General features: G+C 43.1%; 23 protein-coding genes and 2 riboswitches. All 23 genes read right to left on the reverse strand.

From position 1 onward, the window contains the following. Positions 1-126 precede the first annotated feature (126 nt). A complete protein-coding gene (locus tag EV212_RS07325) occupies positions 127-1,434 on the reverse strand; it encodes a GntP family permease (protein WP_132091111.1) in 1,308 nt (435 codons plus the stop codon). A gap of 29 nt (positions 1,435-1,463) precedes the next feature. Continuing rightward, positions 1,464-3,038 carry an acyl CoA:acetate/3-ketoacid CoA transferase gene (locus tag EV212_RS07330; RefSeq protein WP_132091114.1) on the reverse strand — a complete coding sequence of 525 codons (1,575 nt, stop codon included), beginning with the start codon at positions 3,036-3,038 and terminating at the stop codon, positions 1,464-1,466. A gap of 144 nt (positions 3,039-3,182) precedes the next feature. Next, on the reverse strand, positions 3,183-4,175 hold the full coding sequence (locus EV212_RS07335; RefSeq protein WP_132091117.1) for an electron transfer flavoprotein subunit alpha/FixB family protein: 993 nt from the start codon (positions 4,173-4,175) through the stop codon (positions 3,183-3,185). 19 nt (positions 4,176-4,194) lie between these two features. Next, complete coding sequence (locus EV212_RS07340) at positions 4,195-4,992, reverse strand: electron transfer flavoprotein subunit beta/FixA family protein (protein ID WP_132091120.1); 798 nt, start codon at positions 4,990-4,992, stop codon at positions 4,195-4,197. A 24-nt stretch (positions 4,993-5,016) separates the two neighbouring features. Next, positions 5,017-6,156, reverse strand: a complete 1,140-nt coding sequence (locus tag EV212_RS07345; protein ID WP_132091123.1) for an acyl-CoA dehydrogenase — start codon at positions 6,154-6,156, stop codon at positions 5,017-5,019. Between the two features lie 431 nt (positions 6,157-6,587). Further along, positions 6,588-7,148: a hypothetical protein gene (locus tag EV212_RS07350; RefSeq protein ID WP_132091126.1), complete on the reverse strand. Its 561-nt coding sequence runs from the start codon at positions 7,146-7,148 to the stop codon at positions 6,588-6,590. 59 nt (positions 7,149-7,207) lie between these two features. Beyond that, positions 7,208-8,269, reverse strand: coding sequence for an ABC transporter substrate-binding protein (locus tag EV212_RS07355; protein WP_243115501.1), 1,062 nt, complete (start codon positions 8,267-8,269; stop codon positions 7,208-7,210). Then, positions 8,266-9,009, reverse strand: coding sequence for an ABC transporter permease (locus EV212_RS07360; protein ID WP_132091132.1), 744 nt, complete (start codon positions 9,007-9,009; stop codon positions 8,266-8,268). Before EV212_RS07360 ends, EV212_RS07355 begins: the two co-directional genes overlap by 4 nt. A 1-nt stretch (position 9,010) precedes the next feature. After that, positions 9,011-9,760: an ABC transporter ATP-binding protein gene (locus tag EV212_RS07365; protein ID WP_132091135.1), complete on the reverse strand. Its 750-nt coding sequence runs from the start codon at positions 9,758-9,760 to the stop codon at positions 9,011-9,013. Between the two features lie 3 nt (positions 9,761-9,763). Further along, positions 9,764-10,426 carry a thiaminase II gene (gene tenA / locus EV212_RS07370; RefSeq protein ID WP_132091138.1) on the reverse strand — a complete coding sequence of 221 codons (663 nt, stop codon included), beginning with the start codon at positions 10,424-10,426 and terminating at the stop codon, positions 9,764-9,766. 57 nt (positions 10,427-10,483) lie between these two features. Beyond that, a riboswitch (TPP riboswitch) is annotated at positions 10,484-10,581 on the reverse strand. Between the two features lie 9 nt (positions 10,582-10,590). Next, positions 10,591-11,565, reverse strand: coding sequence for a glycosyltransferase family 2 protein (locus EV212_RS07375; protein WP_132091141.1), 975 nt, complete (start codon positions 11,563-11,565; stop codon positions 10,591-10,593). Positions 11,566-11,581: 16 nt separating this feature from the next. Beyond that, a complete protein-coding gene (gene moaC / locus EV212_RS07380) occupies positions 11,582-12,052 on the reverse strand; it encodes a cyclic pyranopterin monophosphate synthase MoaC (protein WP_279221987.1) in 471 nt (156 codons plus the stop codon). A 197-nt stretch (positions 12,053-12,249) separates the two neighbouring features. Continuing rightward, positions 12,250-13,203: an electron transfer flavoprotein subunit alpha/FixB family protein gene (locus tag EV212_RS07385; RefSeq protein ID WP_132091147.1), complete on the reverse strand. Its 954-nt coding sequence runs from the start codon at positions 13,201-13,203 to the stop codon at positions 12,250-12,252. Positions 13,204-13,215: 12 nt separating this feature from the next. Continuing rightward, positions 13,216-13,986: an electron transfer flavoprotein subunit beta/FixA family protein gene (locus EV212_RS07390; RefSeq protein WP_132091150.1), complete on the reverse strand. Its 771-nt coding sequence runs from the start codon at positions 13,984-13,986 to the stop codon at positions 13,216-13,218. Positions 13,987-14,122: 136 nt separating this feature from the next. Further along, a complete protein-coding gene (locus EV212_RS07395; RefSeq protein ID WP_132091153.1) occupies positions 14,123-15,265 on the reverse strand; it encodes an acyl-CoA dehydrogenase in 1,143 nt (380 codons plus the stop codon). Positions 15,266-15,335: 70 nt separating this feature from the next. Continuing rightward, on the reverse strand, positions 15,336-16,778 hold the full coding sequence (locus EV212_RS07400) for an FAD-binding oxidoreductase (RefSeq protein ID WP_132091156.1): 1,443 nt from the start codon (positions 16,776-16,778) through the stop codon (positions 15,336-15,338). 289 nt (positions 16,779-17,067) lie between these two features. Then, positions 17,068-17,751 carry a FadR/GntR family transcriptional regulator gene (locus EV212_RS07405; RefSeq protein ID WP_165873327.1) on the reverse strand — a complete coding sequence of 228 codons (684 nt, stop codon included), beginning with the start codon at positions 17,749-17,751 and terminating at the stop codon, positions 17,068-17,070. 8 nt (positions 17,752-17,759) lie between these two features. Next, positions 17,760-19,193: a proline--tRNA ligase gene (proS, locus tag EV212_RS07410; RefSeq protein ID WP_132091465.1), complete on the reverse strand. Its 1,434-nt coding sequence runs from the start codon at positions 19,191-19,193 to the stop codon at positions 17,760-17,762. Positions 19,194-19,207: 14 nt separating this feature from the next. After that, a complete protein-coding gene (locus tag EV212_RS07415; RefSeq protein WP_243115503.1) occupies positions 19,208-19,939 on the reverse strand; it encodes an RluA family pseudouridine synthase in 732 nt (243 codons plus the stop codon). After that, positions 19,936-20,625: a response regulator transcription factor gene (locus EV212_RS07420; protein WP_132091162.1), complete on the reverse strand. Its 690-nt coding sequence runs from the start codon at positions 20,623-20,625 to the stop codon at positions 19,936-19,938. The genes EV212_RS07415 and EV212_RS07420 overlap by 4 nt, the downstream gene beginning before the upstream one ends. After that, on the reverse strand, positions 20,618-22,096 hold the full coding sequence (locus tag EV212_RS07425) for a sensor histidine kinase (protein WP_132091165.1): 1,479 nt from the start codon (positions 22,094-22,096) through the stop codon (positions 20,618-20,620). Before EV212_RS07425 ends, EV212_RS07420 begins: the two co-directional genes overlap by 8 nt. A 29-nt stretch (positions 22,097-22,125) precedes the next feature. Next, positions 22,126-23,313 carry a methionine adenosyltransferase gene (metK, locus tag EV212_RS07430; protein ID WP_132091168.1) on the reverse strand — a complete coding sequence of 396 codons (1,188 nt, stop codon included), beginning with the start codon at positions 23,311-23,313 and terminating at the stop codon, positions 22,126-22,128. Positions 23,314-23,410: 97 nt separating this feature from the next. Further along, positions 23,411-23,509, reverse strand: a riboswitch (SAM riboswitch). 29 nt (positions 23,510-23,538) lie between these two features. Further along, positions 23,539-24,831, reverse strand: coding sequence for a UDP-N-acetylglucosamine 1-carboxyvinyltransferase (locus tag EV212_RS07435; RefSeq protein ID WP_132091171.1), 1,293 nt, complete (start codon positions 24,829-24,831; stop codon positions 23,539-23,541). Positions 24,832-24,879 lie beyond the last annotated feature (48 nt).

The following is a 24,879-nucleotide window of genomic DNA, read 5'->3' on the forward strand; positions in this document are numbered from 1 at the left end:
CAAATAACGTCTTATTATTCAAGGGATTTTCCTTAAAATGAGCACAAAGAGGCCGCCGCATCTATGATTTATTCAATCATTAATGCGACGGCCCCATAATCATAACTTATTTTAATCAACAACAAATTAGCAAATGCCAAACATAGCAAAAATAATACAAATGATTACTGCAATCGTTGGAATTACACAACAGTTCATACCGATATCGATATAAGAATCTTTATGTGTCAGACCACAAACACTCAACAGAGTGATAACAGCACCGTTGTGTGGCAGTGTATCAAGGCCACCGGATGCAACAGATGCAACTCTGTGCAGAGCCTCTGGGCTTAATTTTGGATCATTGGCTGCCAATTCCATATATTTCGGGCCTAATGCTTCAAGAGCAATACCCATACCACCGGAAGCGGAACCTGTAGCACCTGCAAGTACAGATACAGCAATTGCTTCAGAAATCAGAGGAGTTCCAGGAACACCAAGAAGCATTGTTGTCAATGTTGCGAAACCAGGAACGGCTTTAACAACACCGCCGAAACCGTTGGCAGCAGCTGTGTTACCGATAGACATAAGACCACCGGCCGCACCATCATTGATAGCCTTCGGGAAATCTTTTGCAGCTTTAAGGTTCAATACGATTGCAAGTACAACAGCCAGTAACAGAGAACCTACTAATGGGAATTTCAGTGCGTTCAACGTTACAGGAACAGAAACCAGAGGAATCAAAGAAACAATTGGATTTGGCAGAGAACCATCATCTGAAATAGTTTCAACGTTCGATGGTTCAACAAAGTGTAAACCTTCTTTTTTAAGTTTGTTTTCTCTGCTCTTCATCCACAGAACACCAAGCACTAACATAACTAATGCCGCAATAATACCCATGATCGGAGCAGCCATAGCCGTTGTACCATAGTATTTTGTTGGAATAATGTTCTGGATCTGAGGTGTACCAGGGATAGCTGTCATTGTAAATGTAAAAGCTCCCAGGGAAATAGCTCCAGGAATCAATTTGTTCGGAATATCCGCCTCTCTGTAAAGAGCAACTGCCAGCGGGTAGATAGCAAATACTACTACGAACAAAGAGATACCGCCGTATGTAAGAACGGCACAAGCGATAACTGTTGCTAACATAGCCTGTTTAGCGCCGATCAATTTTGTAAGCCAAAGACCTACAGATTTAGCAGCACCGGAAATCTCCATAACCTTACCGAAAATAGCACCAAGCATGAAAGCCGGGAACCAAGTCTGTAAGAAAGTAGCCATAGCTGCCATATAGTTATCTGTCCACATTGATAACACATTAATTGTAGGATCTTCGAACATACTGAGGAGCGCTACAACTGCTGCACAAACCGGTGCAACCCAAAGAATGGACTGGCCTTTAAATGCTAAGAAAATAAGCAGGGCCAAGCCTAATACAATACCAAATAAACTCATATTATTTTTCCTCCCTCGTTAAGTTACAACTATTTTGCCTTAGCCATAATCTCATCTTTGATACCCATAGGAGCATCAACAAAGATTCTAAGGTCCATAGTTTTCAGGTTCTCAGCAACCAGAGGTTTGAAATCCATCTGATCAAGAACCTGCGTCTGAAGATCGATACCTGGAGCAATTTCAGTAACAGTCAGACCATCCTCCAACAGTTCAATAACTGCACGTTCTGTAACGAACATTACATGCATTTTATTTCTGCGTGCATAATCACCAGAGAATGTAACCTGTTCAACAGAAGAAACGAATTTCTTCTTTTTACCTTCCTGAACAATTACCAGTTTACCATCTTCAACTGCTGTTTTCAGTCCGCCGGCTGTAAATGTTCCGCAGAAAATACAATTCTGTGTATTCTGGGAAATGTTAATGAAGCCGCCGCAGCCTGCAACATTTGTTCCAAATTTACTTACGTTAACGTTACCCTTAGGGTCACACTCTGCAAGACCAAGATATGTAACATCCAGTCCGCCGCCATCGTAGAAGTCAAACTGGCTGACTTCCGGCAGTTCACCCCAGCCGTTAACTCCTGCACCAAAGGAGCCGCCGCCGCTTGGAACACCACCGATCATACCGGACTCGGTCGTCAATGTCAACTGATCTGCAAATCCCTCTTCACCTGCTACTGTAGCAACTTTTTCAGGAATACCAACACCTAAGTTAACAACTGCATTTGGAACAAGTTCCATCGCACATCTTCTACCAATAAATTTCTTGGTACCAAATGGTTCTGGAGCAACAGCGTCCGTAGGAACTTTGTAAGCACCGGATAATGTCGGATTTACAAAGAAATCGGCACACTGTCTGTGAGTTTCTTCCGGATCATCCGGAACAACGATCGCGTCTACAAAAATACCAGGAACTGCTACCTGTCTCGATGGAATCGTATCTGCCTGAACAATGTGTTTTGCCTGAACGATAACTTTACCGCCACATCCTTTAGCAGCCATAGCCGCAGATAAAATATCCAAAGGAAGAATTTCATCTTCAATTGTACAGTTACCATTTGTATCCGCTGTAGTTACACGGATTAATGCAATATTTGCCTTTGGCAGCTTGTAATAAAGCTGGTCTTCGCCTTCAACCTGGATAACTTTGATGATATCTTCGGTTGTACGGCTGTTTAACTTGCCGCCTTCCAAACGAGGGTCTACGAAAGTTTCAAGACCTACATTAGTGATATAGCCTTTACGTCCCTGTCCCATTGCACGGTACATCTCAATAATAACACCCTGAGGCAGGTTGTATGCCTCTACTTTGTTATTAATGATCATATCGATTACCTTTGGAGAGAAACCAAAGTGTCCACCAATCCAACGTTTGATTAATCCTTCTTTTGCCCAGCGTTCCTGCTGGCCGCCTTTTTTGTTACCCTGACCGGCAGCATACATGATCGTCAGGTTGTTTGGAGATCCCGTCGCATCAAAAGAATCTGCAACAGCCTTCATAATGGCATCTGGAGTACCTGCTGTAAGGAAACCACTGGTAATAACCAGATCATTTGGCTGAATCATAGCAACGGCCTGATCCATCGTAACTACTTTACTCATATCAAAAACCTCCCATGCAACTATATATAAGCAATATAATTAGTGACCGGAAAACGCACCACTGAATTCCGGCTATTTATCTTCAACCCCGTTCGGGAGTCCCTAATCTCCCAAACGAGGTCTCAGCCGATATATAATACTATACTATTTCTCTAATTTTTTCAATGCTTCTGTTAATTTAGGAATAATTGCTGTGCAATCGCCAACAATACCTACATCAGCAACTTCAAAAATTGGAGCTGTGTTGTTCTTATTGATTGCAATAATAAGATCAGAATCTTCCATACCTGCTGCATGCTGGATAGCACCAGAGATACCTGCTGCAATGTAAAGATTTGGACGAACTGTTTTACCGGTCTGGCCAACCTGACGGTCTCTGTCAATCCATCCTGCATCAACACATGCTCTGGAAGAAGCGATTTCGCCGCCGAGTTCGTCAGCAAGCTCTTTCAGCATACCAAAGCCTTCCGGACCGCCGATACCACGTCCGCCGGAAACAAGTATCTTAGCTTCTGTAATATCCACAGTCTTCTTTGTATCTTTAACAACTTCACGAATCTTGATATTCATATCAGCTTCGCTGACACCAGCATCAAAGACTTCTACTGTACCGGTCTTAGAGGCATCTTCTTCCAGAGCCTTCATAACACCTGGTCTTACAGTAGCCATCTGAGGACGGAAGTTCGGGCAAACGATCGTTGCCATAATATTGCCGCCGAAAGCCGGACGAGTCATCCAAAGACCTTTTGTCTCTTCATCAATTTCAAGTTTCGTACAGTCAGCTGTCAGACCTGTATGTACTCTTGCAGATACACGAGGAGCAAGGTCACGGCCGATGGCTGTTGCACCATAGATAACAATTTCAGGTTCTTTTGCTTTAATGATTGCATTCATTGCTTTAGCATATGGTTCTGTAGAATATTCTCCAAGAACCGGAGCATCTACAGCGATAACCTGATCTGCACCAAATTTAAATAATTCAGCAGCGGCAGCCTGGATACCATCGCCTAAAACAACAGCAACAACTTCCTGGCCTAAAGCATCTGCCAGTTCTCTAGCTTTACCAATCAGTTCATAAGCAACCTTCTGGATAACTCCATCTCTCTGCTCTGCGAAAACATATACATTCTTACTCATTGTTTCACCTGCTCCCTAATTAAATGATGTATTTTTCTTTCAACTTGTTAACGATAATTTCAACAGCTTCGTCAGCGGAAACTTCCTGATAAAGTGTTCCGGCTGGTTTGACAGGTTTAGTGAAGGACTTCTTAACCTGTGTCGGAGAACCTTTTAAGCCTAAGTTAGAATCATCTACACAGCCCTGAAGGTCATCATAGCCCCATACTTTGACTTCTTTTTCTCTGTATGCGTCGAAAATACCGCCAACGCTCATATAACGAGGTTCGATCTCTTCGCCGAGAGTTGTGATTAACAATGGTGTTTTAGCTTCGATAATGTGATAGCGATCTTCAAAGTTTCTGCGAATAACTACAGTGTCATCGTCTTCAACTTCAACACTTGCTGCATAACTTACATGCGGGATTCCAAGATGTTCAGCAATCTGAGGACCAACCTGTGCGGTATCACCGTCGATAGCCTGACGTCCTGCTACGATCAGATCATAATCAAGTTTTTTGATTGCACCTGCGATCGTGGAAGATGTTGCCCACGTATCAGCGCCGCCGAATTTTCTGTCAGATACAAGTACTGCTTCATCAGCACCCATAGCTAATGCTTCTCTTAAAGCAACGTCTGCCTGTGGAGGTCCCATGGAAACAACTGTAACTGCTGCGCCTGTTTTTTCTTTAATCTGTAATGCAACTTCAAGAGCTGCTTTGTCATCAGGGTTGATAATACTTGGAACGCCATCTCTGATAAGTGTTCCAGTAACCGGATCAAGCTTAACTTCTGTTGTATCCGGAACCTGTTTGATACATACTACGATATTTTTCATGTCCTGATTCTCCTCTCCAAAATACTAGTGTAACATTGCCCCAGAGATAACCATTCTCTGAACTTCAGATGTTCCTTCATAAATTTCAGTGATCTTAGCATCTCTCATCATACGTTCAACCGGGTAGTCTCTCGTATAACCATAACCGCCGAATAACTGAACAGCTTTTGTTGTTACAGCCATAGCTGTTTCTGCTGCAAATAATTTTGCGGTAGCTGCATCAACAGTGTATGGAAGTTTAGCGCCTTTTCTCCAAGCTGCTTTATATACAAGATATTTAGCGGCTTCAGTTTTTGCAAACATGTCTGCCAACTGGAACTGAGTATTCTGGAACTGAGAAATCTTTCTTCCGAACTGTTTTCTTTCTTTCGTATACTTCACAGCTTCATCAATTGCACCTTCTGCAAGGCCTAAAGCCTGTGCTGCGATACCAATACGTCCACCGTCCAAAGTCTTCATAGCCAGAGCAAAGCCTTTTCCTTCTTTACCGAGCATATTTTCCTTCGGAACGATACAGTTTTCAAAAATCAGTTCACATGTGGATGAACCGCGGATACCCATCTTTTTCTCGTGAGGGCCTACGGAGAATCCAGGGAAATCTCTTTCCACGATAAATGCGGAAATACCTTTTGTTCCTTTAGATTTATCAGTCATAGCCATAACGATGAAGATATCTGCTGCTTCAGCGTTCGTGATGAAAATCTTGGAACCATTTAATACATAGTGGTCACCTTCCAGAACAGCTTTTGTCTGCTGCATGGAAGCATCTGTACCAGCACCTGGTTCTGTAAGACCGAATGCACCAATCTTTTCGCCCTTTGCCAGAGGTACCAGGTATTTCTGTTTCTGTTCTTCTGTTCCGTTCTCAAGAATCGGAGTTGCACATAAAGATGTGTGTGCGGACATAATAACGGATGTAGTACCGCAAACCTTAGCCATCTCTTCAACAGCCATGATATATGTAAGGACATCTGCACCCTGTCCGCCATACTCCTTCGGAATCGGAATACCCATCATGCCGTATTTAGCCATTTTTTTTACGGTCTCCCATGGAAATCTTTCTTCCTCGTCCAGCTCCTGAGCTAACGGTTTTACTTCTTTTTCGGCAAAACTTCTGTACAACTGCTGTGCCAGAAGATGCTCTTTCGATAAACCAAACTCCATAAAAATATCCTCCTTAAACTTATAATTTTTTTCAATAGATTAATCCGCAATTTTCGTGCCAACTTTTATTTTTGAAAAAGTCCCCTAAATCCAAGGTTTTTTGTTGTTTTTTTCACAAACGCATTATGCAATTCTGCATTTCAATGCATTTCCGCATAATGCATTTTTGAAATATTTCGCATGCAAATTAAACTTTTTTAAGCAAATACACCATATTTTCTCTGTTAATATAACATATTTAAGAGAATTTGACTACTATTTACGGCTGTTTTCCAAAAACTTCACACTCATTTTATTCAAATTTTGCTATTATCTTAACAAGAATCAATTGCGTTTTTTTGACAAAAAAAATAATTCAAAAAAAAGAAAAGTGGTTCGGGGAAAATTGTTCCCAGAACCACCCTGTGTACGCTCTGACTGATTTATATTTTTTATTTTTTATCATCATCGATTTTTGAAATTTTTACCGGGTACTTACGCATGTATTTACGCAGTGCCTGGGAATTGATCATATAACCCTGGATCTCAAAAAGTTTTTTACCTGAACGGTTATAAAATCGCATCTCTTCACATCTTGGAGATTGAACAATATCAATTCTGCCCACCGCCTTTGCCTGATAAATTTCTGCTTTGCCCTTTAACGGCTGATAGGTGAGGGTGTCTCCTTCCACCGTCAGGCTCCGCTTGAAATAAACATAACAGGTAATAACTGAAACGATCACACAGATGACTGCCAGTACATAAGCTGTAACGACCTGTCCTTCCGTCTTATTTGTAGATGCCAGCCACACAAAAACCGCAGCTGCTGCTACACCAAAAAGCGCAATGACCAGCCAGAAGCCGCTCTCCGTCACTTTAAAGCTGTCCTCTTTTACTGCTGTTGTTTTCCCGGTTCCTTTCATCATATTGATCACCACGATCGCCATAAGCACAGCCAATAACGGAATGGCTGCTGACTGCACGACGGTCAGAACCTGATTCATTACATCCATATTCCATCCTCCTTTGTTTATAAGCTCCAAATCGGAATATGGAATCTCCGGTTGAAACTTTAATTCAGTACATCCGCCATAAGTTCTTCCGGCGTAATGTCATTTTTAAGCAGTCCTTCTTCCTTCAGCCAGTCAATATTCTCCTGCCATACAGAAGCTTCCTGAGCCCCGAATCCGCCTTCTGAAGAAGTCAATACCGGCATAAGTACTTCCATGCTCCGCATTTCCACATCTTTATCCAATGGAAAATTCTCCGCGTTCTGGTTCGCCAGTAAAATGTCCAGAGCAGCTTCAGGATCTGCTTTCATATCTTCAAAGCCTCTGGCTGAAGCTCTCATGAAAGCAGCCAGAGTATCCGCGTCGTTGTTAATCATATCATCACTTGTGACAAAAATCAACTCATAGCTTTTCGGAACACCATATTCCTGTGGATAGAAATAACTGACTTCAAAGCCTTCTTTTTCCATCTGTGGAACTTCATGATTGACCATACATCCAATAGTTGCATCCACCTGTCCGGTTGTCATGGAAGACATCAGATCAAAGCCCACATCCACCAATGTCACCGAATCTGTCGGAACTCCTGCCGTCTCCATCATGGTACGGATCATCGCTTCACTCAACTCTGTACCCGAATATCCGATAGTCTTTCCGGCTAAATCCTCCGGTCCGTTAATATTCTTCTCTTTCAACGACAGAATAATATTCAGATCAGACTGGGTCAATGCACCAATGCATCGAATCGGCACATTCTGGTTCGCACGGGCCATAATGACATCCGGCAGATAATAAATACCCACCTCTGCTTTTCCAGCCGCTGTCAGAGACATGGCATCATTCGTATTTGAAGGAAATTGAACATTTACTTTAATGCCTTCTTCCGCATAATAGCCTTTTTCAATGGCATCATAGATAAATGCATGCACAGCGTTTGGATACCAGTCCAAAACAACATTTACTTCTTTTAATTCGCTGTTTCCTTCTTCAGCAGCCGCCCCGGCTGTCTCCATGCTTTCTGTTCCATCTGCCGTTTTTTTAGTCTCTTTTGTACCATTCTGTCCGCAGGCTGTCATGCTTAAAAGCATTGCTCCGCACAGAATAGTCACAAGTATTTTTTTCATAATTCCTTCCTCCATTTAATTAATATATTTTCAAGCAGGCTGATAATGCCTACCAAAATCATCGCCACAGCAGACAGTAATATAATTGGCGCAAAAACACCGGCACCGTCTAATTGGGTCATCATTCTTCGGCTGAAATATCCCAATCCGCTCTGGGCTCCGAGCCATTCACCAATGGCCGCACCGATAACGCTCAGCGGAATAGCCATCTTTATCGCCGAAAAGAAATGAGGCAGCGCTGTCGGCAATTTTAATTTTATAAATATGTCTTTTGGGGTTGCACCGTAACTGATGAGCAATTCTTCCATCTCTCTTTTTACCGATTTGAATCCATCAAAGACGGTAATTGTAATCGGAAAAAATGTCATGAGAATGGTCACCACAATCTTGCTCCAGATACCATATCCAAACCAGACGACAAATAACGGCGCAATCGCTGTTGTCGGAATCGTCTGGGAGGCAATAACAATTGGATAAAGGGCTTGTTCCACCACCGGGCTTGCATCCATCAATATTGCCAGACCAATGCCCAGGACAATTGAAATTATCAGTCCAATCCCTGTCACCTTCATCGTCGCCGGAAGATGGATGGCAAAAAGTGGTTCTCGCAGTTCCCACAATTTTCTCAAAATTCCTATAGGTGTCGGCAAAATGTATGCTGCATCCATGCGCCCCGCACCTAACTGCCAGAGCAGAAGAAGCGCCGCGAGAAAAAGTATTGAAGGCAAATATCGTTTCATATCACATCACCTGCTTTCGAAGCTGCATCGTCAGCTTAGCTTTCAGCGTTTCCATCTCGGGCCGCCGCAGAAAGTCCCGTTTTCTCGGATAGTTCTCCGGAACCTCAACAATTTCCAGATGAGTGATTGGTGTTTCTGTAATGATATATATTTTTTGGGATAAAAAAATCGCTTCTTCCACATCATGGGTGATAAACAAAATTGTTTTATGAAAATGTTCCCATTGATTCAAAAGCCACTCCTGCATATCCATACGAGTCAAAGCATCCAACGCACTGAAAGGCTCATCCAGAAGCATTAAATCCGCATCTGTTAAAAGTGTCCGCGCAAAGGATATGCGCTGCCGCATACCACCCGATAAATCTTTTGGATACTTATTCCGATAATCCTCCAGTCCGACTTCTTTCAGTACTTCGCCGCTGCGGCGCCGCTGCTCCTCTTTATCTATCTTTTGAATTTCCATAGGAAGGCAGAGATTCTTTTCAATGGTCCTCCACGGGAACAACAAGTCCTTTTGAGGCATATATCCGGCATAACTCCGAATTTTATGAATCTCTTGTCCACCCACAAAAATCTCTCCGCTGTCCGGTTCCAGCAAACGGTTGATCAGTCGAAAAATCGTACTTTTACCGCAGCCGCTGGCTCCGATCAAAGACACAAACTCTCCCTGCTCTACCTGAAAGGACAAATCCGTCATCATCGCTTCTTTATCTTCCGGATAACGAAAAGTTACATCTTTAAATGTCAACATTATTTACATCTCCATATTCCATGCCATATCCCAGAACATTCCCTCATAACGGCTGCAATTCACAAATACTTCTTTGAGTTCCTCTACACGCCGACGGCTGATGCCATCACCGAGTGTATTGACAAGATAAAGTATCTCATCATTCATATCGTTATATTCTTTGGATGTATAGCCTTTCACCCATTCCCCGTAAAATGGATGGTTCACTGCTTCCGGATATTTTTCCGCCAATTTATGACCAATTTCCGCATAACTCCATGCACAGGACAGAATGGCCACAAGGATATCCAGTTCGTCCCCCCGGAATCCCACTTCCAGCATATAACTTGTGTAGGAAGCGTTTGCAAGGCTTTTGGATGCCCGTGCCACTTCTTCATCCGTGATTCCCAGACGTTCCATATAGCCGGAATGAATGTCCATCTCTCCACCCAGCGTATCTTCTACAAAATATGAAAAACGACGAATCATGGAAGGCTCCGTGGATTTTACGACCCCAAGGGCAAACACTTTTGCGTAATCGTATAAATACAGATAATCCTGAAGCATATAAAACCGGAATTTTTCAATCGGCAGACTGCCGTCTCCGATACCTCTCACAAAGGGATGTTCATGATACCCTTTCCAAATATCCTTTACGCTTTCATATAACTCATCTGTTAATGTCATTTTTCCTTACCTCCGTTTTCTATAAACAAAAAAGAACCTTCCAACGGAAAGCTCTCTTAATTCTGTTCTCTGCTTCCCTACGTCGGTATTACCCGCATCAAGTTCAAAGGGTCAAGTCGGTGACTTTCTCAGCTTTCGCTCCCCTAGCATGATTATTTATTTCATTATTCGATTTCTTTTTCATTATAGCACGAATCTTCTGTTTGTAAAGTTCTATTTTTAATTCCCGCCGTTCTCGAAATAATGTAACGCGGACGGCCTTTGACCTCTTCATAAATCTTCGAAATATAATAGCCGATAATCCCGAGGCTCATCATGACAAGGCTTCCAATAATGAGAAGAAGCAAAATGACCGTTGTGAAGCCTTCCAATGCATGACCGCCAAAATATCTTACCAGCGATTCTACAGCCATGATCACGGCAAAAATAAACATGAACACGCCGGCCACTGTGACCATTTGCAATGGAACCGAAGAAAAGGCCGCAATATTCGTAACCGCATATTTTACAAGGGACCAGGTAGACCATTTGGATTCCCCGGCCTCTCTCGGTTGAACATCAAATTTTACCGTTGTCGTTTTAAAACCAATCCAGGATGACAATGCTCTGAAAAAAGCATTGCGCTCCGGCATATCCAACAAAGCAGCCACCGCCCGTTTATCCAACAGTTTGAAATCTGAGGCTCTGGACATATCGATTCCGGTTGCTTTTGTCATAATTTTATAAAAAAGTCCGGCACTTGCCTTATGTCCCAGGCTTTCCCTTCCTCTCGAATGTTTTATGCCTTCAACAACCTCATAGCCTTCTTCCCACCGGCGGTACATTTCAATGACTGTTTCCGGCGGATGCTGCAGATCGCAATCCATAACCACGGAACATTCTCCCCCGGCTTCAGCCAACCCCGCAAAGATTGCGGCTTCCTTTCCAAAATTTCTGGAAAAATGAATTCCCCGGATGAATTTATATCTTTTGGCCATTTCCTCAATTTTAGACCAGGTCCGATCTTTAGACCCATCATCTACAAAAATCAATTCGAACTTTATCTTTTCATCTTTCAACAATTGTCCCAATCGTTCTCCGGCCCGTTCCACCATCATTTCTTCATTGTATGCCGGTAAAACTACTGATAATAATGCCATGCCCACCCCTTCTTTCTCAAGTCTTTCTAACAAAATGTCCGGAACGGCCACCATCCTTTTCCAGTAAACATATATTTTCAATATACATTGCCCTGTCAATTCCTTTGCACATATCATAAATTGTCAATGCCGCAGCGCTGACCCCATTCAGAGCTTCCATCTCCACGCCGGTCTTTCCCGTCGTCTTCACCGTCATCCGGATTTCTATACCATCCTCGACGATTTTAAAATCCGCATCGGCTCCGGTCAACAAAATCGGATGGCACATCGGTATGGTTTCAAAGGTCCGTTTTGCCGCCATGATTGCCGACACCTGAGCCACCCCCAGTACGTCCCCTTTTTTTATCTCCTGATTTTGAATCTTCATCAGAGTCTCTTTTTTCATGCAAATCTTTCCAAACCCCACGGCAATCCTCTTGGTATCATCTTTTTCAGAGACATCCACCATCCGAGCCCGCCCCTGTTCATTTATATGTGTTAACTCCATAATCTACTCTCCAGACAATTTTTTAAATGTTGCATTTCCTGTAAAATCTATTATAATCTATTAGCCAGAACATGTAAAAGGAGTTTTTTATGAATTTATTTATAGATCCGGCTGTCAACGGTATTGGCATCATTTTAAAAAGGCCCTAACGGAAAATCCATCAGGGCCTTTTATTCATTCAATTATTTAATTTCTAATTAAGCCTGCATTTTCTTAACTTCTTCGATCATGATCTTCAAAGCATCAACACAGTTTCCAACGATACCAATGTTGGAAATTTCGAAAATCGGAGCATCCTCGTCTTTATTGATGGCTACGATATAATCGGAACCTGTGATACCGGAAATATGCTGTGCAGCACCGGAAATACCACATGCAATGTATAACTTAGGAGCAACAATCTTACCAGACTGTCCAACCTGATGCGCACGGGAAACCCATCCTTCTTCGATAACAGGACGTGTAGCACCTACAACACCGCCAAGAAGACTTGCAAGTTCTTTAACTAATTCATAGTTTTCAGCACTTCCAACACCTCGGCCACCGGCAACGATGATTTCAGCTTCTTCAAGGTTAACGCTTTCAGAAATTTCCTGAACGCTGTTTACGATCTTTGCTCTGAGATCAGCAATTTCTACTGTCTCAGCTGTGATCGTACCTTCTTTTGCTGTGTCTGGTTCTTCAGCTTTCTTGAATGCACCACCACGGATAATTGCTACAACCGTACCTTCTACAGTAACATCAGAGTAGATTGTTCCGCCGTAAAGAGGAGCTGTAAGGACGATCTTTCCGTCAGCTTCTTTCATTCCGATAACATCTGTTACACAACCAGCTTTTAATTTAGCAGCAACTCTTGCACCTAAATCTTTACCGTTTGGTGTAGCACCAACAAATAACATTTCCGGAGCGTATTTTTTAACTAATTCAACAACAATTGCAGCATATGCTTCTGTATTGTATTCAGCAGCATCTACTGTGATTGCGTCATCTGCACCATACGCAATTGCTGTAGCTGCAGCATCTGCAGCACCAATAACAACAGCAGTAACTTTTTCAGCAACTTCTTTAGCAGCTGTAAGCATTTCAAGGCCTACATTGACTGGCTTGCTTTCTGCTGTTTCAACATATACCATTACATTTTTGCAACCCATGACATTTCCTCCTTATAATACTTTAGCGTCTCTCATCATTCCAAGAGCCATAGCCATGGACTCTTCGAGTGTTTCTTCGTTAATCTTAACACCAGCAGCTTTCTTTGGAGGTTCTGCATTTGCAACAACCGTAACAGCAGGTGCAACAACGTCGCCAATTTCTAATTCACCAATCGGAATCTTTCTGGCAGCCATTTTGCTCTTAATAGTAGGATATCTTGGTTCGTATTCTGGTTTTGTTACTGTTACTACACAAGGCATAGCAACTTCAATAATATTATATCCTTCCTCTGTTTCCTGTTTTGCGCTAATGCCTGCATCGATTTTTTCAATATCAACCAGGTTTGTAACTACAGGTACATCTAAATCTTCTGCCAACATTGTACCAACCTGTCCGGATGCACAGTCAGTAGATTCTTTACCGCAGAAAATAATGTCAAATTTAACGCCTTCAGCTTCTTCAATCTTAGCTACAGCTTTAGCCAGAGCATCTGCTGTGCTGATTGTATCTGTAGCGTCAGCTTTAACAACATAACCTTTGCTTGCACCAACTGCAAGACATGTTTTGATTGCATCTTTAGCTTTATCTGGTCCAACAGAAACAACAGTGATCGTACTGTCACCAATAGCTTCTTTAAGACGTGTAGCCATTTCGAGAGCATATGTATCAAATGCGTTTACGATAGGCGTAGCAATGTCAAGATCAGGTGCGTTAGTTGCTGGATTCATTTTGATATTCACAGAATCGTCTGGCACCTGTTTAATACAAACTAATATTTCCATTTTGTTGTACGCTCCTTCTTTTCCTAATAACACAACTGGTGTGTAGATTTTCTGCACACCAGTCGTATGTAAACTTTTAATTATTCCGCAGCGAATTAAATCTCACAGGGAAATCCAGGATCAGATTATGTTAAACTTATTTGTTTCCCATCCATCCGGAGATTACCATACGCTGAACTTCACTTGTTCCTTCGTAGATTTCTGTGATCTTAGCATCACGCATATGACGTTCGAACGGATAATCACGAGAATATCCATATCCACCAGCAAGCTGTACGCAACGACGTGTTACATCAGATGCTGTTTCAGCACATACTAATTTAGCCATAGCTGCTAAGTGGCTGTATGGTTCGCCATCCTGTTTAGCCTGAGCTGCACGGTAGAGAAGCAGACGAGCTGCATCTACTTTAGCCTGCATATCAGCTAACTGGAACTGTGTATTCTGGAATTTCCAGATTGGTTTTCCAAACTGTACACGTTCTTTAACATATGCTAATGCATCATTGATAGCGCCCTGAGCAATACCTACAGCCTGAGCTGCAACGCCAACACGGCCGCCGTCAAGTGTTGTCATAGCGATCTTGAAGCCTTTTCCAAGTTCACCTAACAGGTTTTCCTTTGGAATCTTGCAATCGTTGAAGATTAATTCACTTGTGGAAGAACCGCGGATACCCATTTTCTTTTCATGTCCGCTAACTTCGAATCCAGGTGTTCCTTTTTCAACGATAAATGCGGAGATACCTTTTGTTCCTTTTTCTTTGTCTGTCATAGCAAAGAATACAAAGATATCTGCATACTGTGCATTTGTGATGAAAATCTTGGAACCATTGATTAACCAGTGGTCACCTTTATCAGCAGCTACAGTTTTCTGCATAGCAGCATCTGTTCCTGCACTTGGCTCTGTAAGAGCGAATGCACCTAATTTTTCACCGGAGCAAAGTGGTGCAAGGAATTTCTGTTTCTGCTCTTCTGTACCATACTGGAAAATCGGCCATGCACAGAGAGATTCGGAAGCCATCATCATAATAGATGTTGTTGCACAGTACTCAGCTAATTTTTCAGCTACACCAATGTATGTAAGGTAGCTCATGCCAGCACCGCCGTACTCTTCTGGGAAGTAAACACCCATCATACCCATTTCAGCTAATCCTTCGCGAGCCTCGATTGGGAATCTTTCCTCTTCATCGATTTCCTGTGCTCTAGGACCAACTTCTTTAATTGCATAATCCTCTACCATTGAGATGATTTCCTGTTCTTCTTCACTGAAATGAAATTTCATTTCTAAAGCCCTCCTTATAAAATATAAATAAAAAGTAATGTTGAATGATTTATAAATATTACTTTATAAATTACAGTTTGTAACAAACTTTACCTGGGTTAAGAATCATCTTAGGGTCAAATACTTTCTTAATTCCAAGCATAAGTTCCATATTTCTTTCGCCTTCGGCTTCTGCAAGATATTTCAATTTACCGGAACCGATTGCATGTTCACCGGATACAAGGCCACCAACACGTGTAGCTTCCGGATAAATATCATCAAAGAATGCGTCTGCTTTAGCTTTGAAATCTTCAACGCTGATCTGGTCATCACCGATAACATAGATATGAAGGTTACCATCACCAGCATGTCCGAAGCTTTCTACCTGAAGACCCATCTTTTTGCCAACAGCGTATACATATTCAACATATGGTGCAATCTTATCCAACGGAACAACAACGTCACATTCATCAAGAAGTTCCAGACCGTCTTTCCAGTTTGTTTCAGCTTTGATAGCTTCCAGGAAGGAGCTTCTTGCTGCCCAAACGTCTTTGATCTTAGGCGGTGTATCTGCAACGATAACGTCGATAGCGCCGTTTTCAAGAGCGATCTCAGAAGCCTGTTCCATGATCTCTTCCAGCTCATCCATGTCACGTCCATCAAATGTTACAAGCAGGTAAGCACCAGCTTCTACGCCATCAATGTTCTTTGGATATACAGCTTTACCAACATATTTTTCAGATTTTTCAACGATTGCTCTTTCCATGAATTCCAGTGCCTGTGGATCAAGATTGTTTTTCTTGAATAACGGAACTGTGGAAATACAGGAATCCAGATCTTCGAAAGGCATTACCAGGCTGATAACTTCCTTCGGAGCCGGGATAACTTTTAATGTTAACTCTGTGATGATGCCAAGAGTACCTTCGGAACCGATCATCAGGTTTACAAGAGAATAACCGGAAGATGTTTTAGAAACTGTGCTTCCGAAATGAGCAATATCACCATTTGAAAGAACAACGGTCATAGCGCGTACATAATCTCTTGTGGCGCCATACTTACAAGCTCTCATACCACCGGCATTTGTAGCAACGTTACCACCAACAGCGGCAAATTTTTCACCTGGATCCGGTGGATACATAAGTCCACGGCTTACACAGTCTTCTGCAAGGTCATTTAATAAAACACCTGGCTGGATTTTAACAACAAAGTTGTTTAAATCATATTCAAGGATTTTGTTCATCTTTGTTGTACCGATCACAACGCCTCCGGCAATCGGAACAGCAGCTCCAACAAGGCCAGTACCAGCACCTCTGGCTGTTACTGGAATAGTGTTTTCGTAACAAATCTTAACAACGGCTGCAACTTCTTCTGTTGTCATAGCATCAACAACAGCTTCCGGCATAGCTTTACCGTAGATAGACATCTCGTCATGTGTGAAATCATCATTGATCTCTTCACCTACGTAAACCCGTCCTGGTGCAATCTCTTTAAATTTCTCCACGATTTCTGGAGTCACTTTGCCATATGCACTCACTTTATCATTCCTCCTTAAACCTTTAATAAAGAACCCTTTGCTCTATATATTTTGTATTGCACACTATGTACACAATAACCATTAAAAATACACATAAAGGGGCCATACTGGTCCTACCATTTATATGACCATCATAAAATACACAGACGTATTTGTCAAGTCATTTTTACCGTTTTCCTTTGTATTTTCCATGTATTTTTTATAAGCATTGCACAGTTTTGATTTCGCCCTGCTTAAATTTTGTAGTTTTTTCGCACAAAGAGTTTGTCTTTTTTTTATCAATATTTGCTCAACTATCCAGATAATTATAAATGTAAACAAAATGTCGGTTCAACGCCTCCTGTCCAAGCTGGACATTCTTATCCTTTACAGCTTTAATCAGGTCTCTGTGAGTCTGCATTAAACCTTCCCTGTTCTTCTCATCTTTCAAAATACGCACTCGCATATCTTTGACATATCGGTCCATAACCTGTGTTAATGCTAAAAAATTAACAATAAGATAGTTGTTATGTGAAGCTTCCACCACCAGATAATGAATACGTTTATCATGTTTTGAACGGACATTTTCCTCCTGAGCCGTCTCCAGCATGCTCATATGGTATTCCATTTCTTCAATCTGTTCTTCCGTGGCATGATGAACGGACAGAGATAATGCCTGATATTCCAATGCAAATCGGAATTCGCTGATTTCACGATATGACGTCCCTTCCACAGCAAACATCAATGTCATAACTCGTATTAACGTGTTTTCAAAATTACCGGTGATATAATTCCCCGAACCCTGCTGACAGGACAGTGCACCCATCTGCTCCAGTATACGGATGCCCTCCCGAACAGAAGTCCGGCTCACATTCAATTGCAGCGCCATCTCTCTCTCTGACGGCAGTTTGTCCCCTGTACCGTAGACTCCGTCCAGAATCTGTTTCTGAACGAAGTCCACGACTTTTTCATAGGATTTTTCCAAACAAATCATCCTGTTCTTTAATATGCTTTTCCCCAATATACCATAGATTTTGCAGGTTTTCCGCAGCATACGCACGTATCTGATAAATGTTCCTGTGCGAACGGCATACACCGGGAGGTTGCCCCTGTGACTTCTTTGATCATATTTTCACAGGCTTCATCACCACACCACATAGCTTTGACAAAGCCCGGTTTATGTTCGATCGTATCCTTAAAGGCTTCAAAATCTGTCACCTCATAGGTATGGGCATCTCTGTGCGCTCTGGCTCTCTCCAGCATGTCGGACTGCATTTTATCCAGAGTGGCGCTTACTTTTTCAACCAGTTCACTCAATGCAACGACCTGTTTTTCCCGGGTATCGCGGCGCACAATAACAGCCTGTCCCGCCTCGATATCCTTCGGACCGATTTCGATACGTACAGGAATTCCCCGCATTTCCGCTTCAGAGAATTTCCATCCCGGACTCTTATCCGAATCATCAACTTTTGTCCGGAAGTTGCTCAGAACATCCCGGATTTCATAGGCTTTGTCAAGAACGCCTTCTTTTTTCTGCTGAATCGGAATGATCATAACCTGGGTCGGTGCGATTCTCGGAGGCAATACCAGACCGGAATCATCGCCGTGAACCATGATAATGGCTCCGATCAGACGAGTGGTCATCCCCCAGGATGTCTGATGAACATATTCCAGTTTATTATCTTTATTGGCATACTGAATGCCAAAGGCCTTTGCAAAACCATCACCAAAATTGTGGCTTGTGCCGGACTGGAGGGCCTTTCCGTCATGCATCAGAGCTTCTATCGTATACGTAGCTTCTGCACCGGCAAACTTTTCTTTGTCTGTTTTACGGCCGCGGATGACTGGCATAGCCAGTACTTCCTCACAGAAATCCGCATAGAGATTCAGCATCTGAATGGTTCTCTCTTCTGCTTCTTCTGCCGTTGCGTGTGCTGTGTGGCCTTCCTGCCATAAAAATTCTCTGGAACGCAGGAACGGACGGGTGGTTTTTTCCCACCGTACAACCGAACACCACTGATTATACAGTTTCGGTAAATCTCTGTGAGACTGGATATCCCTTGCATAAAAATCGCAAAACAACGTCTCAGAGGTCGGACGGACGCACAACCGCTCCTGCAGCGGTTCAAGTCCTCCATGGGTCACCCATGCCACCTCCGGTGCGAAACCTTCGACATGGTCTTTTTCTTTTTCCAGAAGGCTCTCCGGAATGAACAACGGCATGTATACATTTTCCACACCGGTTTCTTTAAAACGTCGATCCAATTCCTTCTGAATATTTTCCCAGATCGCATAACCGGCCGGTTTAATGACCATACATCCCTTCACGCTGGCATAATCGACCAGTTCTGCTTTTTTCACCACATCTGTATACCATTGGGCAAAATCTTCTTCCATCGAAGTGATTGCCTCAACTAACTTCTTTTCCTTCGCCATCATTCAATCTCCTTTTATTTTCTTTTTTTATAGTAAGATAAACTTGGCCATTCGTCAATAGTCATCCTGCCCCGTTCCGGCAAGGCTTCAAAGCACATTGTTGCACGACTGACCGGATGTTTAAAACTCAGCCGACAGGAAAAAAGACATAACTCCGTCCTTCCGGAAACTATGCCTTCCTTTTCATTCCATTTTTTCGTCCCCTCACTATTATACTTCATATCACCATAGATACCCGCTCCGGCGTGAGCTGTCTGAACCCGGATCTGATGGTGCCGTCCTGTCTGAAGCTGAACCTCCACAAGGGTCAGGCCCCTGCTCTCCTCCAGTCTTCGATAAAAAAGACTGGCTTTTTTACCGCCTTTCGACACTACTTTGGACATATTGGTCCGTCCGTCTCGCTCCAGATAATCCGTCAATACACCGGACGCTTGCGGAAGTCGGCCTGTCAAGAGGGCCAGATAGTTTTTTTCTGTCTGATGTTCAGAAAACTGACGGCTTAAATCAGCCGCCGCCTTTGGATTTTTTGCATAGACCATCACTCCGCCTACCGGCCGGTCCAGCCGGTGGACCACACCAATGTAGGGGCCCCCTTTACCGCCGCCGGACTGCTTTCCCACCAGATAATTTTTGAGCCAGCTGACTAAATCCATGGAGGAAGATCGTTCTGCCTGAGCAGCCATCCCTGGTGGTTTAATGCAGACGAGTACCTCCGTATCTTCATACAAAATTTTTACTTCTATCATACCTTAAATCTGTACCCAACGCCCCAGATTGTTTCAATATACTGAGGTTTGGATGTGTTAAATTCTATCTTTTCGCGAATCTTTTTAATATGGACCGTCACCGTAGCAATGTCTCCCAATGACTCCATATCCCATATTTTATTGAATAATTCTTCTTTTTTGAAGACATGATTCGGATTTTCCGCAAGGAAAGTGAGAAGGTCAAATTCTTTTGTTGTAAAGGCCTTCTCTTCGCCGTTCACATAAACCCGACGGGCTGTTTTATCAATTTTCAGTCCCCGGATCTCGATGATATCGTTGGTCTTGACCGCACTGCCGATCAGTCGTTCATAACGGGCCAGGTGAGCCTTTACCCGGGCTACCAGCTCACTCGGGCTGAAAGGCTTGGTAATATAATCATCAGCGCCCATGCCAAGGCCCCGGATTTTATCTATATCCTCTTTTTTTGCCGAAACCATCAGCACAGGGATATTCTTCTGTTCCCGGATTCTGCGGCAGATTTCGAAGCCGTCCATCCCCGGCAACATCAAATCCAGAATGATCAGGTCAAACTCGTTTTTTAAGGCTTTATCCAGTCCTGTATCTCCGCTGTGTTCCATATCCACCTCAAAGCCGCTCAGCTCCAGATAATCCTTTTCCAATTCGGCAATACTCACTTCGTCTTCAATAATCAGTATTTTACTCATAGGTTACACACTCCTTGTACTTTCTCAAAACGAAGCTCATTGTTGTCCCTTCGCCTTCCACGCTGTTCGCCCAGATTTTTCCGCCATGCTCTTCAATGATCTTTTTCGCGATCGACAATCCCAGACCACTGCCTCCCTTCGACGAATTTCGTGAAGCATCCGTCCGATAGCAGCGTTCAAAAATATGAGGCAGCTCTTTTTTAGCAATACCTTTTCCATTATCCTGAATTTCAATCTGAACAAACTCCGGCTCGTCCTTAATAAAAATCCCGATATGCCCGCGCCGTCCAGATTCCATATATTTGACCGAATTACCGACAATATTATTAATGACTCGTTTTAACTGTTCCGGATCTGCAATAATAATCGTATCCTCCGGCACATGATTATAATAAGCCAGAGAAATGCCCCGCGATTCCAAATCCAGAGAAATATCATCCACACAGTCTTCAAAATAATCCTTCAGATTCAATTTTGCGAAGCTGTAGTTCATCGAATTACTGTCCAACTTGGAAAAGAGAAAGAGTTCGTCTATCAGTTTATCCATGTCTGTGGCTTTATTATAAATCGTTCGGATGTATTTGTCCATTTTTTCCGGTGTATCAGCAACGCCGTCCCGGATGCCTTCCACATACCCCTTAATCGCTGTAATCGGGGTTTTTAAGTCGTGAGAAATATTACTGAGCAGCTCTTTGTTATCTTTTTCATACTGCATACTCACTTCAATCTGGTCCTTTAATTTAATACGCATTTCTTCGAAAGCAATACACACTTCACCAATTTCATCTTCCGTATCCGTAATGACATTAAAGTCCAGATTTCCGTCTTTAATATTTACCGCCGCCCGTTTCAATTTTTCCAGAGGCTGGACAATGCTCTGATACAGCCATGTAAACGCAATGGCACTGACGAGAAGCAGGATGATCAGCGAGCAGACAGAAACTTTCAAAACGACGCGTTCAACCTGCTTAACAACCATTTCCACCGGAGTGAAAATCTGGATGATTCCCTCACTTCCATCCGGGAACTGAAAGGAAAGCTGCTTTAAATGATAAGGTTCATCTCCCGTAATATAGTTGTCCTTAGCCGCCTCGACAATTATATTTTCAACATCTTCATTGATTTCCTCATCCTGACCGGAATAATAAATCTTCCCATCTTTACGCAAGACCAGAAATGATGAATATTTCTCCAGACGTTTATCCACAGTTTCCAGATATTTGATATCGCTTAGACGCTCCGGCGTGCTTTCTGCCGTTTCAGCCAGTTCTTCCACAACACTGACGGATATATTTCCGAGCATTTCAAATGGATTAAAGAGCATTTCCACGCTCCCTTCTTCCATGTCATATTTTTGCTGCAACGCCCGCAGTTCAATCCGTCCAATGCCCCAGAAGGACACGACAATCAACACAATAGGAATGAGAAAAAACATTCCGTATGTTATTTTCATTCGAGTGGCCAGCCGCATAGAGCATCCCTCCTCTGTCAGTCATTCGTCTATAAGTATTTTTTCAAAATATCTGTTTTGTCTGTTTTCTCCCAAGGAAGGTCCAGATCATTTCGTCCAAAGTGGCCGTAAGCCGCTGTCTGCTTATAGATTGGTCGACGAAGATCCAGCATTTTAATAATTCCTGCCGGACGCAGATCAAAATTCTCACGGATAATATCCACAAGCTTTGTCTCAGAAATCTTACCGGTTCCGTAAGTGTCCACCATGATGGATGTCGGCTGTGCTACACCGATGGCATAGGACAACTGAATTTCACACTTTTCTGCCAAGCCGGCCGCCACGATATTTTTTGCAACGTAACGGGCAGCATAGGCGGCGGAACGGTCTACTTTTGTACAGTCTTTACCAGAAAATGCGCCGCCGCCGTGACGTGCGTATCCGCCATAGGTATCCACAATAATCTTACGGCCGGTCAGGCCACTGTCGCCGTGAGGACCTCCGATCACGAAACGTCCTGTCGGATTAATAAAGAATCGAGTCCGCTCATCGACCATGTCTGGCGGAAGAACAGTATCAAATACGTATTTACGAATATCCGCATGGATCTGTTCCTGGGTCACATCCGGATCATGCTGAGTTGAAAGAACGATCGTATCCAACCGGGCTGGTTTTCCATTTTCATCATATTCCACAGTCACCTGAGTCTTTCCATCCGGTCGAAGGTAAGGCAATGTGCCATCTTTACGCACCTCTGTTAGCCGTCTGGCCAATTTATGAGCCATAGCTATGGCATATGGCATATACTCTTCTGTCTCATTTGTTGCAAATCCAAACATCATGCCCTGATCGCCTGCGCCGATGGCTTCGATTTCATCATCAGACATCAGTTTTTCCTTTGCTTCCAGAGCTTTATCAACACCCATGGCAATATCCGGAGACTGTTTATCCAGGGTCACCATAACCGCACAGGTTTCCGCGTCAAAACCATATTTACCCCTGTTATATCCGATTTCATTCACCGTATCCCGTACAATCTGGGCAATATCCACATTCGCTTTGGAAGTAATTTCTCCCATGACCATTACAAGCCCTGTTGTTGCGCACGTCTCACAAGCCACCCGGCTCATCGGGTCCTGTGCGACCATTGCATCTAAAATAGCATCCGAAACCGCATCACATATCTTATCCGGATGTCCTTCTGTAACAGATTCTGAAGTAAATAAAAGTCTTTCCATGTCTATGTTCTCCTTTCATAAAAACCGTAAAATAAACGAAATCCTTTTGCAAAAAGAAAAGTCCGCAAAAAGCGGACTTGATTCTCAGTATCAAATCCTCTTATTGTTCGAGTGTACTCGCTCCGGCAGGCACCTTCCGTTCATCGGGGTTGCCACAATATCATCGCTCCTTAAGCTCCATTGTTCTGAATAAGAGAGATTGTTTCATTGTTCAGTTTTAGCATTTTAGCCAACTTTTAATTTAAATTTCCGAAGGTCTTTTTCATTATCCACCTTCTCAATGCATGCTCCAAGACTGCGGAGTTTTCCCTCAAAGTCTTCATAACCACGCTGAATATATCCAATAGAATCCACCGTAGAAACGCCATCTGCGGCCAGAGCGGCAATTACCAGAGCGGCGCCTGCACGCAGATCCGGTGCGCTCATATGGGCTCCTTTATACTGTGGAACACCGATGATAATTGCAGTGTTTCCTTCCACCTTAATCTGTGCTCCCATACGGGCCAGCTCATCTACATAACGGAATCGATTTTCGAAAATACTTTCTGTAATAACGCTGGTTCCGTCAGCCAGTGCCAGCGCAATAGCAGCCTGAGGCTGCATATCGGTCGGAAAGCCCGGATAAGGCAGGGTTTTTATATTTGTCGGCTGCAGACGTTTTGACGCAACAACACGCACCGCATCATCCAATTCTTCAATTTCGGCTCCCATCTCCATCAGTTTCGCCGAGATGGATTCCAAATGCTTTGGAATAACGTGTTTTACGGTGATATCTCCCTGAGTTGCCACCGCGGCACACATAAAAGTTCCGGCTTCAATCTGATCCGGTATGATCGTATATTCCGTTCCATGCAGCTTCTGAACGCCCTGAATACGGATAACATCCGTTCCGGCTCCCTTAATATCTGCACCCATAGAATTCAGGAAGTTTGCCACATCCACAATATGCGGCTCCTTTGCTGAATTTTCAAGAATTGTACGACCTTCAGCCATTGCGGCTGCCATCATAATATTAATTGTTGCTCCCACGCTTACCACATCCAGATAGATATGACGCGCCTTCAATTGTTCAGCCTTTGCAATGATCATACTATTATTAATATCTACTCTGGCACCAAGCGCCCGAAATCCCTTAATATGCTGATCGATCGGACGGCTTCCGATATTACATCCGCCCGGCAGCGCCACTTCTGCCTCGTTGTACTTTCCGAGAAGAGCTCCAAGCAAATAGTAAGACGCTCTGATCTTACGTATGAATCCATCATCAATACAATAACTGTGAATATTTTTACCGTTTATCTTCACGGTGTTTCTATTAATACGCACGACATCTGCGCCGATGGATGCTATCGCCTGTAATAAAACATTAATATCACTTACATCCGGCAGATTATCAATAATCACATCTTCGTCACTCATGATCGCAGCTGCAAGAATACCTAAAGCGGCATTCTTCGCTCCTCCGATCGTTACTTCGCCGACCAATGGATTTCCGCCTTTTATAACATATTGTTCCATGGTACACCTCAACAAACTTTCTGCTATAGTCCTAATTATTATAGCATA

The sequence above is a fragment of the Frisingicoccus caecimuris genome (genome assembly GCF_004340975.1).
Lineage (GTDB): Bacteria > Bacillota > Clostridia > Lachnospirales > Lachnospiraceae > Frisingicoccus > Frisingicoccus caecimuris.

Bases quoted from the DNA above. Each gene is read 5' to 3' on its own strand.
- EV212_RS07350 (WP_132091126.1), bottom strand. From the start codon at position 7,148: ATGGATGTAATGAATCAGGTTCTGACCGTCGTGCAGTCAGCAGCCATT.
- EV212_RS07365 (WP_132091135.1), bottom strand. From the start codon at position 9,760: ATGTTGACATTTAAAGATGTAACTTTTCGTTATCCGGAAGATAAAGAA.
- EV212_RS07405 (WP_165873327.1), bottom strand. From the start codon at position 17,751: ATGATTTGTTTGGAAAAATCCTATGAAAAAGTCGTGGACTTCGTTCAG.
- EV212_RS07375 (WP_132091141.1), bottom strand. From the start codon at position 11,565: ATGGCATTATTATCAGTAGTTTTACCGGCATACAATGAAGAAATGATG.
- moaC (WP_279221987.1), bottom strand. From the start codon at position 12,052: ATGGAGTTAACACATATAAATGAACAGGGGCGGGCTCGGATGGTGGAT.
- EV212_RS07360 (WP_132091132.1), bottom strand. From the start codon at position 9,009: ATGAAACGATATTTGCCTTCAATACTTTTTCTCGCGGCGCTTCTTCTG.
- proS (WP_132091465.1), bottom strand. From the start codon at position 19,193: ATGGCGAAGGAAAAGAAGTTAGTTGAGGCAATCACTTCGATGGAAGAA.
- EV212_RS07345 (WP_132091123.1), bottom strand. From the start codon at position 6,156: ATGGAGTTTGGTTTATCGAAAGAGCATCTTCTGGCACAGCAGTTGTAC.
- EV212_RS07435 (WP_132091171.1), bottom strand. From the start codon at position 24,831: ATGGAACAATATGTTATAAAAGGCGGAAATCCATTGGTCGGCGAAGTA.
- EV212_RS07355 (WP_243115501.1), bottom strand. From the start codon at position 8,269: ATGAAAAAAATACTTGTGACTATTCTGTGCGGAGCAATGCTTTTAAGC.
- EV212_RS07385 (WP_132091147.1), bottom strand. From the start codon at position 13,203: ATGGGTTGCAAAAATGTAATGGTATATGTTGAAACAGCAGAAAGCAAG.
- EV212_RS07425 (WP_132091165.1), bottom strand. From the start codon at position 22,096: ATGCGGCTGGCCACTCGAATGAAAATAACATACGGAATGTTTTTTCTC.
- EV212_RS07420 (WP_132091162.1), bottom strand. From the start codon at position 20,625: ATGAGTAAAATACTGATTATTGAAGACGAAGTGAGTATTGCCGAATTG.
- EV212_RS07340 (WP_132091120.1), bottom strand. From the start codon at position 4,992: ATGAAAAATATCGTAGTATGTATCAAACAGGTTCCGGATACAACAGAA.
- tenA (WP_132091138.1), bottom strand. From the start codon at position 10,426: ATGACATTAACAGATGAGTTATATGAAAGCGTAAAGGATATTTGGAAA.
- EV212_RS07325 (WP_132091111.1), bottom strand. From the start codon at position 1,434: ATGAGTTTATTTGGTATTGTATTAGGCTTGGCCCTGCTTATTTTCTTA.
- EV212_RS07335 (WP_132091117.1), bottom strand. From the start codon at position 4,175: ATGAGTAAGAATGTATATGTTTTCGCAGAGCAGAGAGATGGAGTTATC.
- EV212_RS07390 (WP_132091150.1), bottom strand. From the start codon at position 13,986: ATGGAAATATTAGTTTGTATTAAACAGGTGCCAGACGATTCTGTGAAT.
- EV212_RS07395 (WP_132091153.1), bottom strand. From the start codon at position 15,265: ATGAAATTTCATTTCAGTGAAGAAGAACAGGAAATCATCTCAATGGTA.
- EV212_RS07415 (WP_243115503.1), bottom strand. From the start codon at position 19,939: ATGATAGAAGTAAAAATTTTGTATGAAGATACGGAGGTACTCGTCTGC.
- EV212_RS07330 (WP_132091114.1), bottom strand. From the start codon at position 3,038: ATGAGTAAAGTAGTTACGATGGATCAGGCCGTTGCTATGATTCAGCCA.
- metK (WP_132091168.1), bottom strand. From the start codon at position 23,313: ATGGAAAGACTTTTATTTACTTCAGAATCTGTTACAGAAGGACATCCG.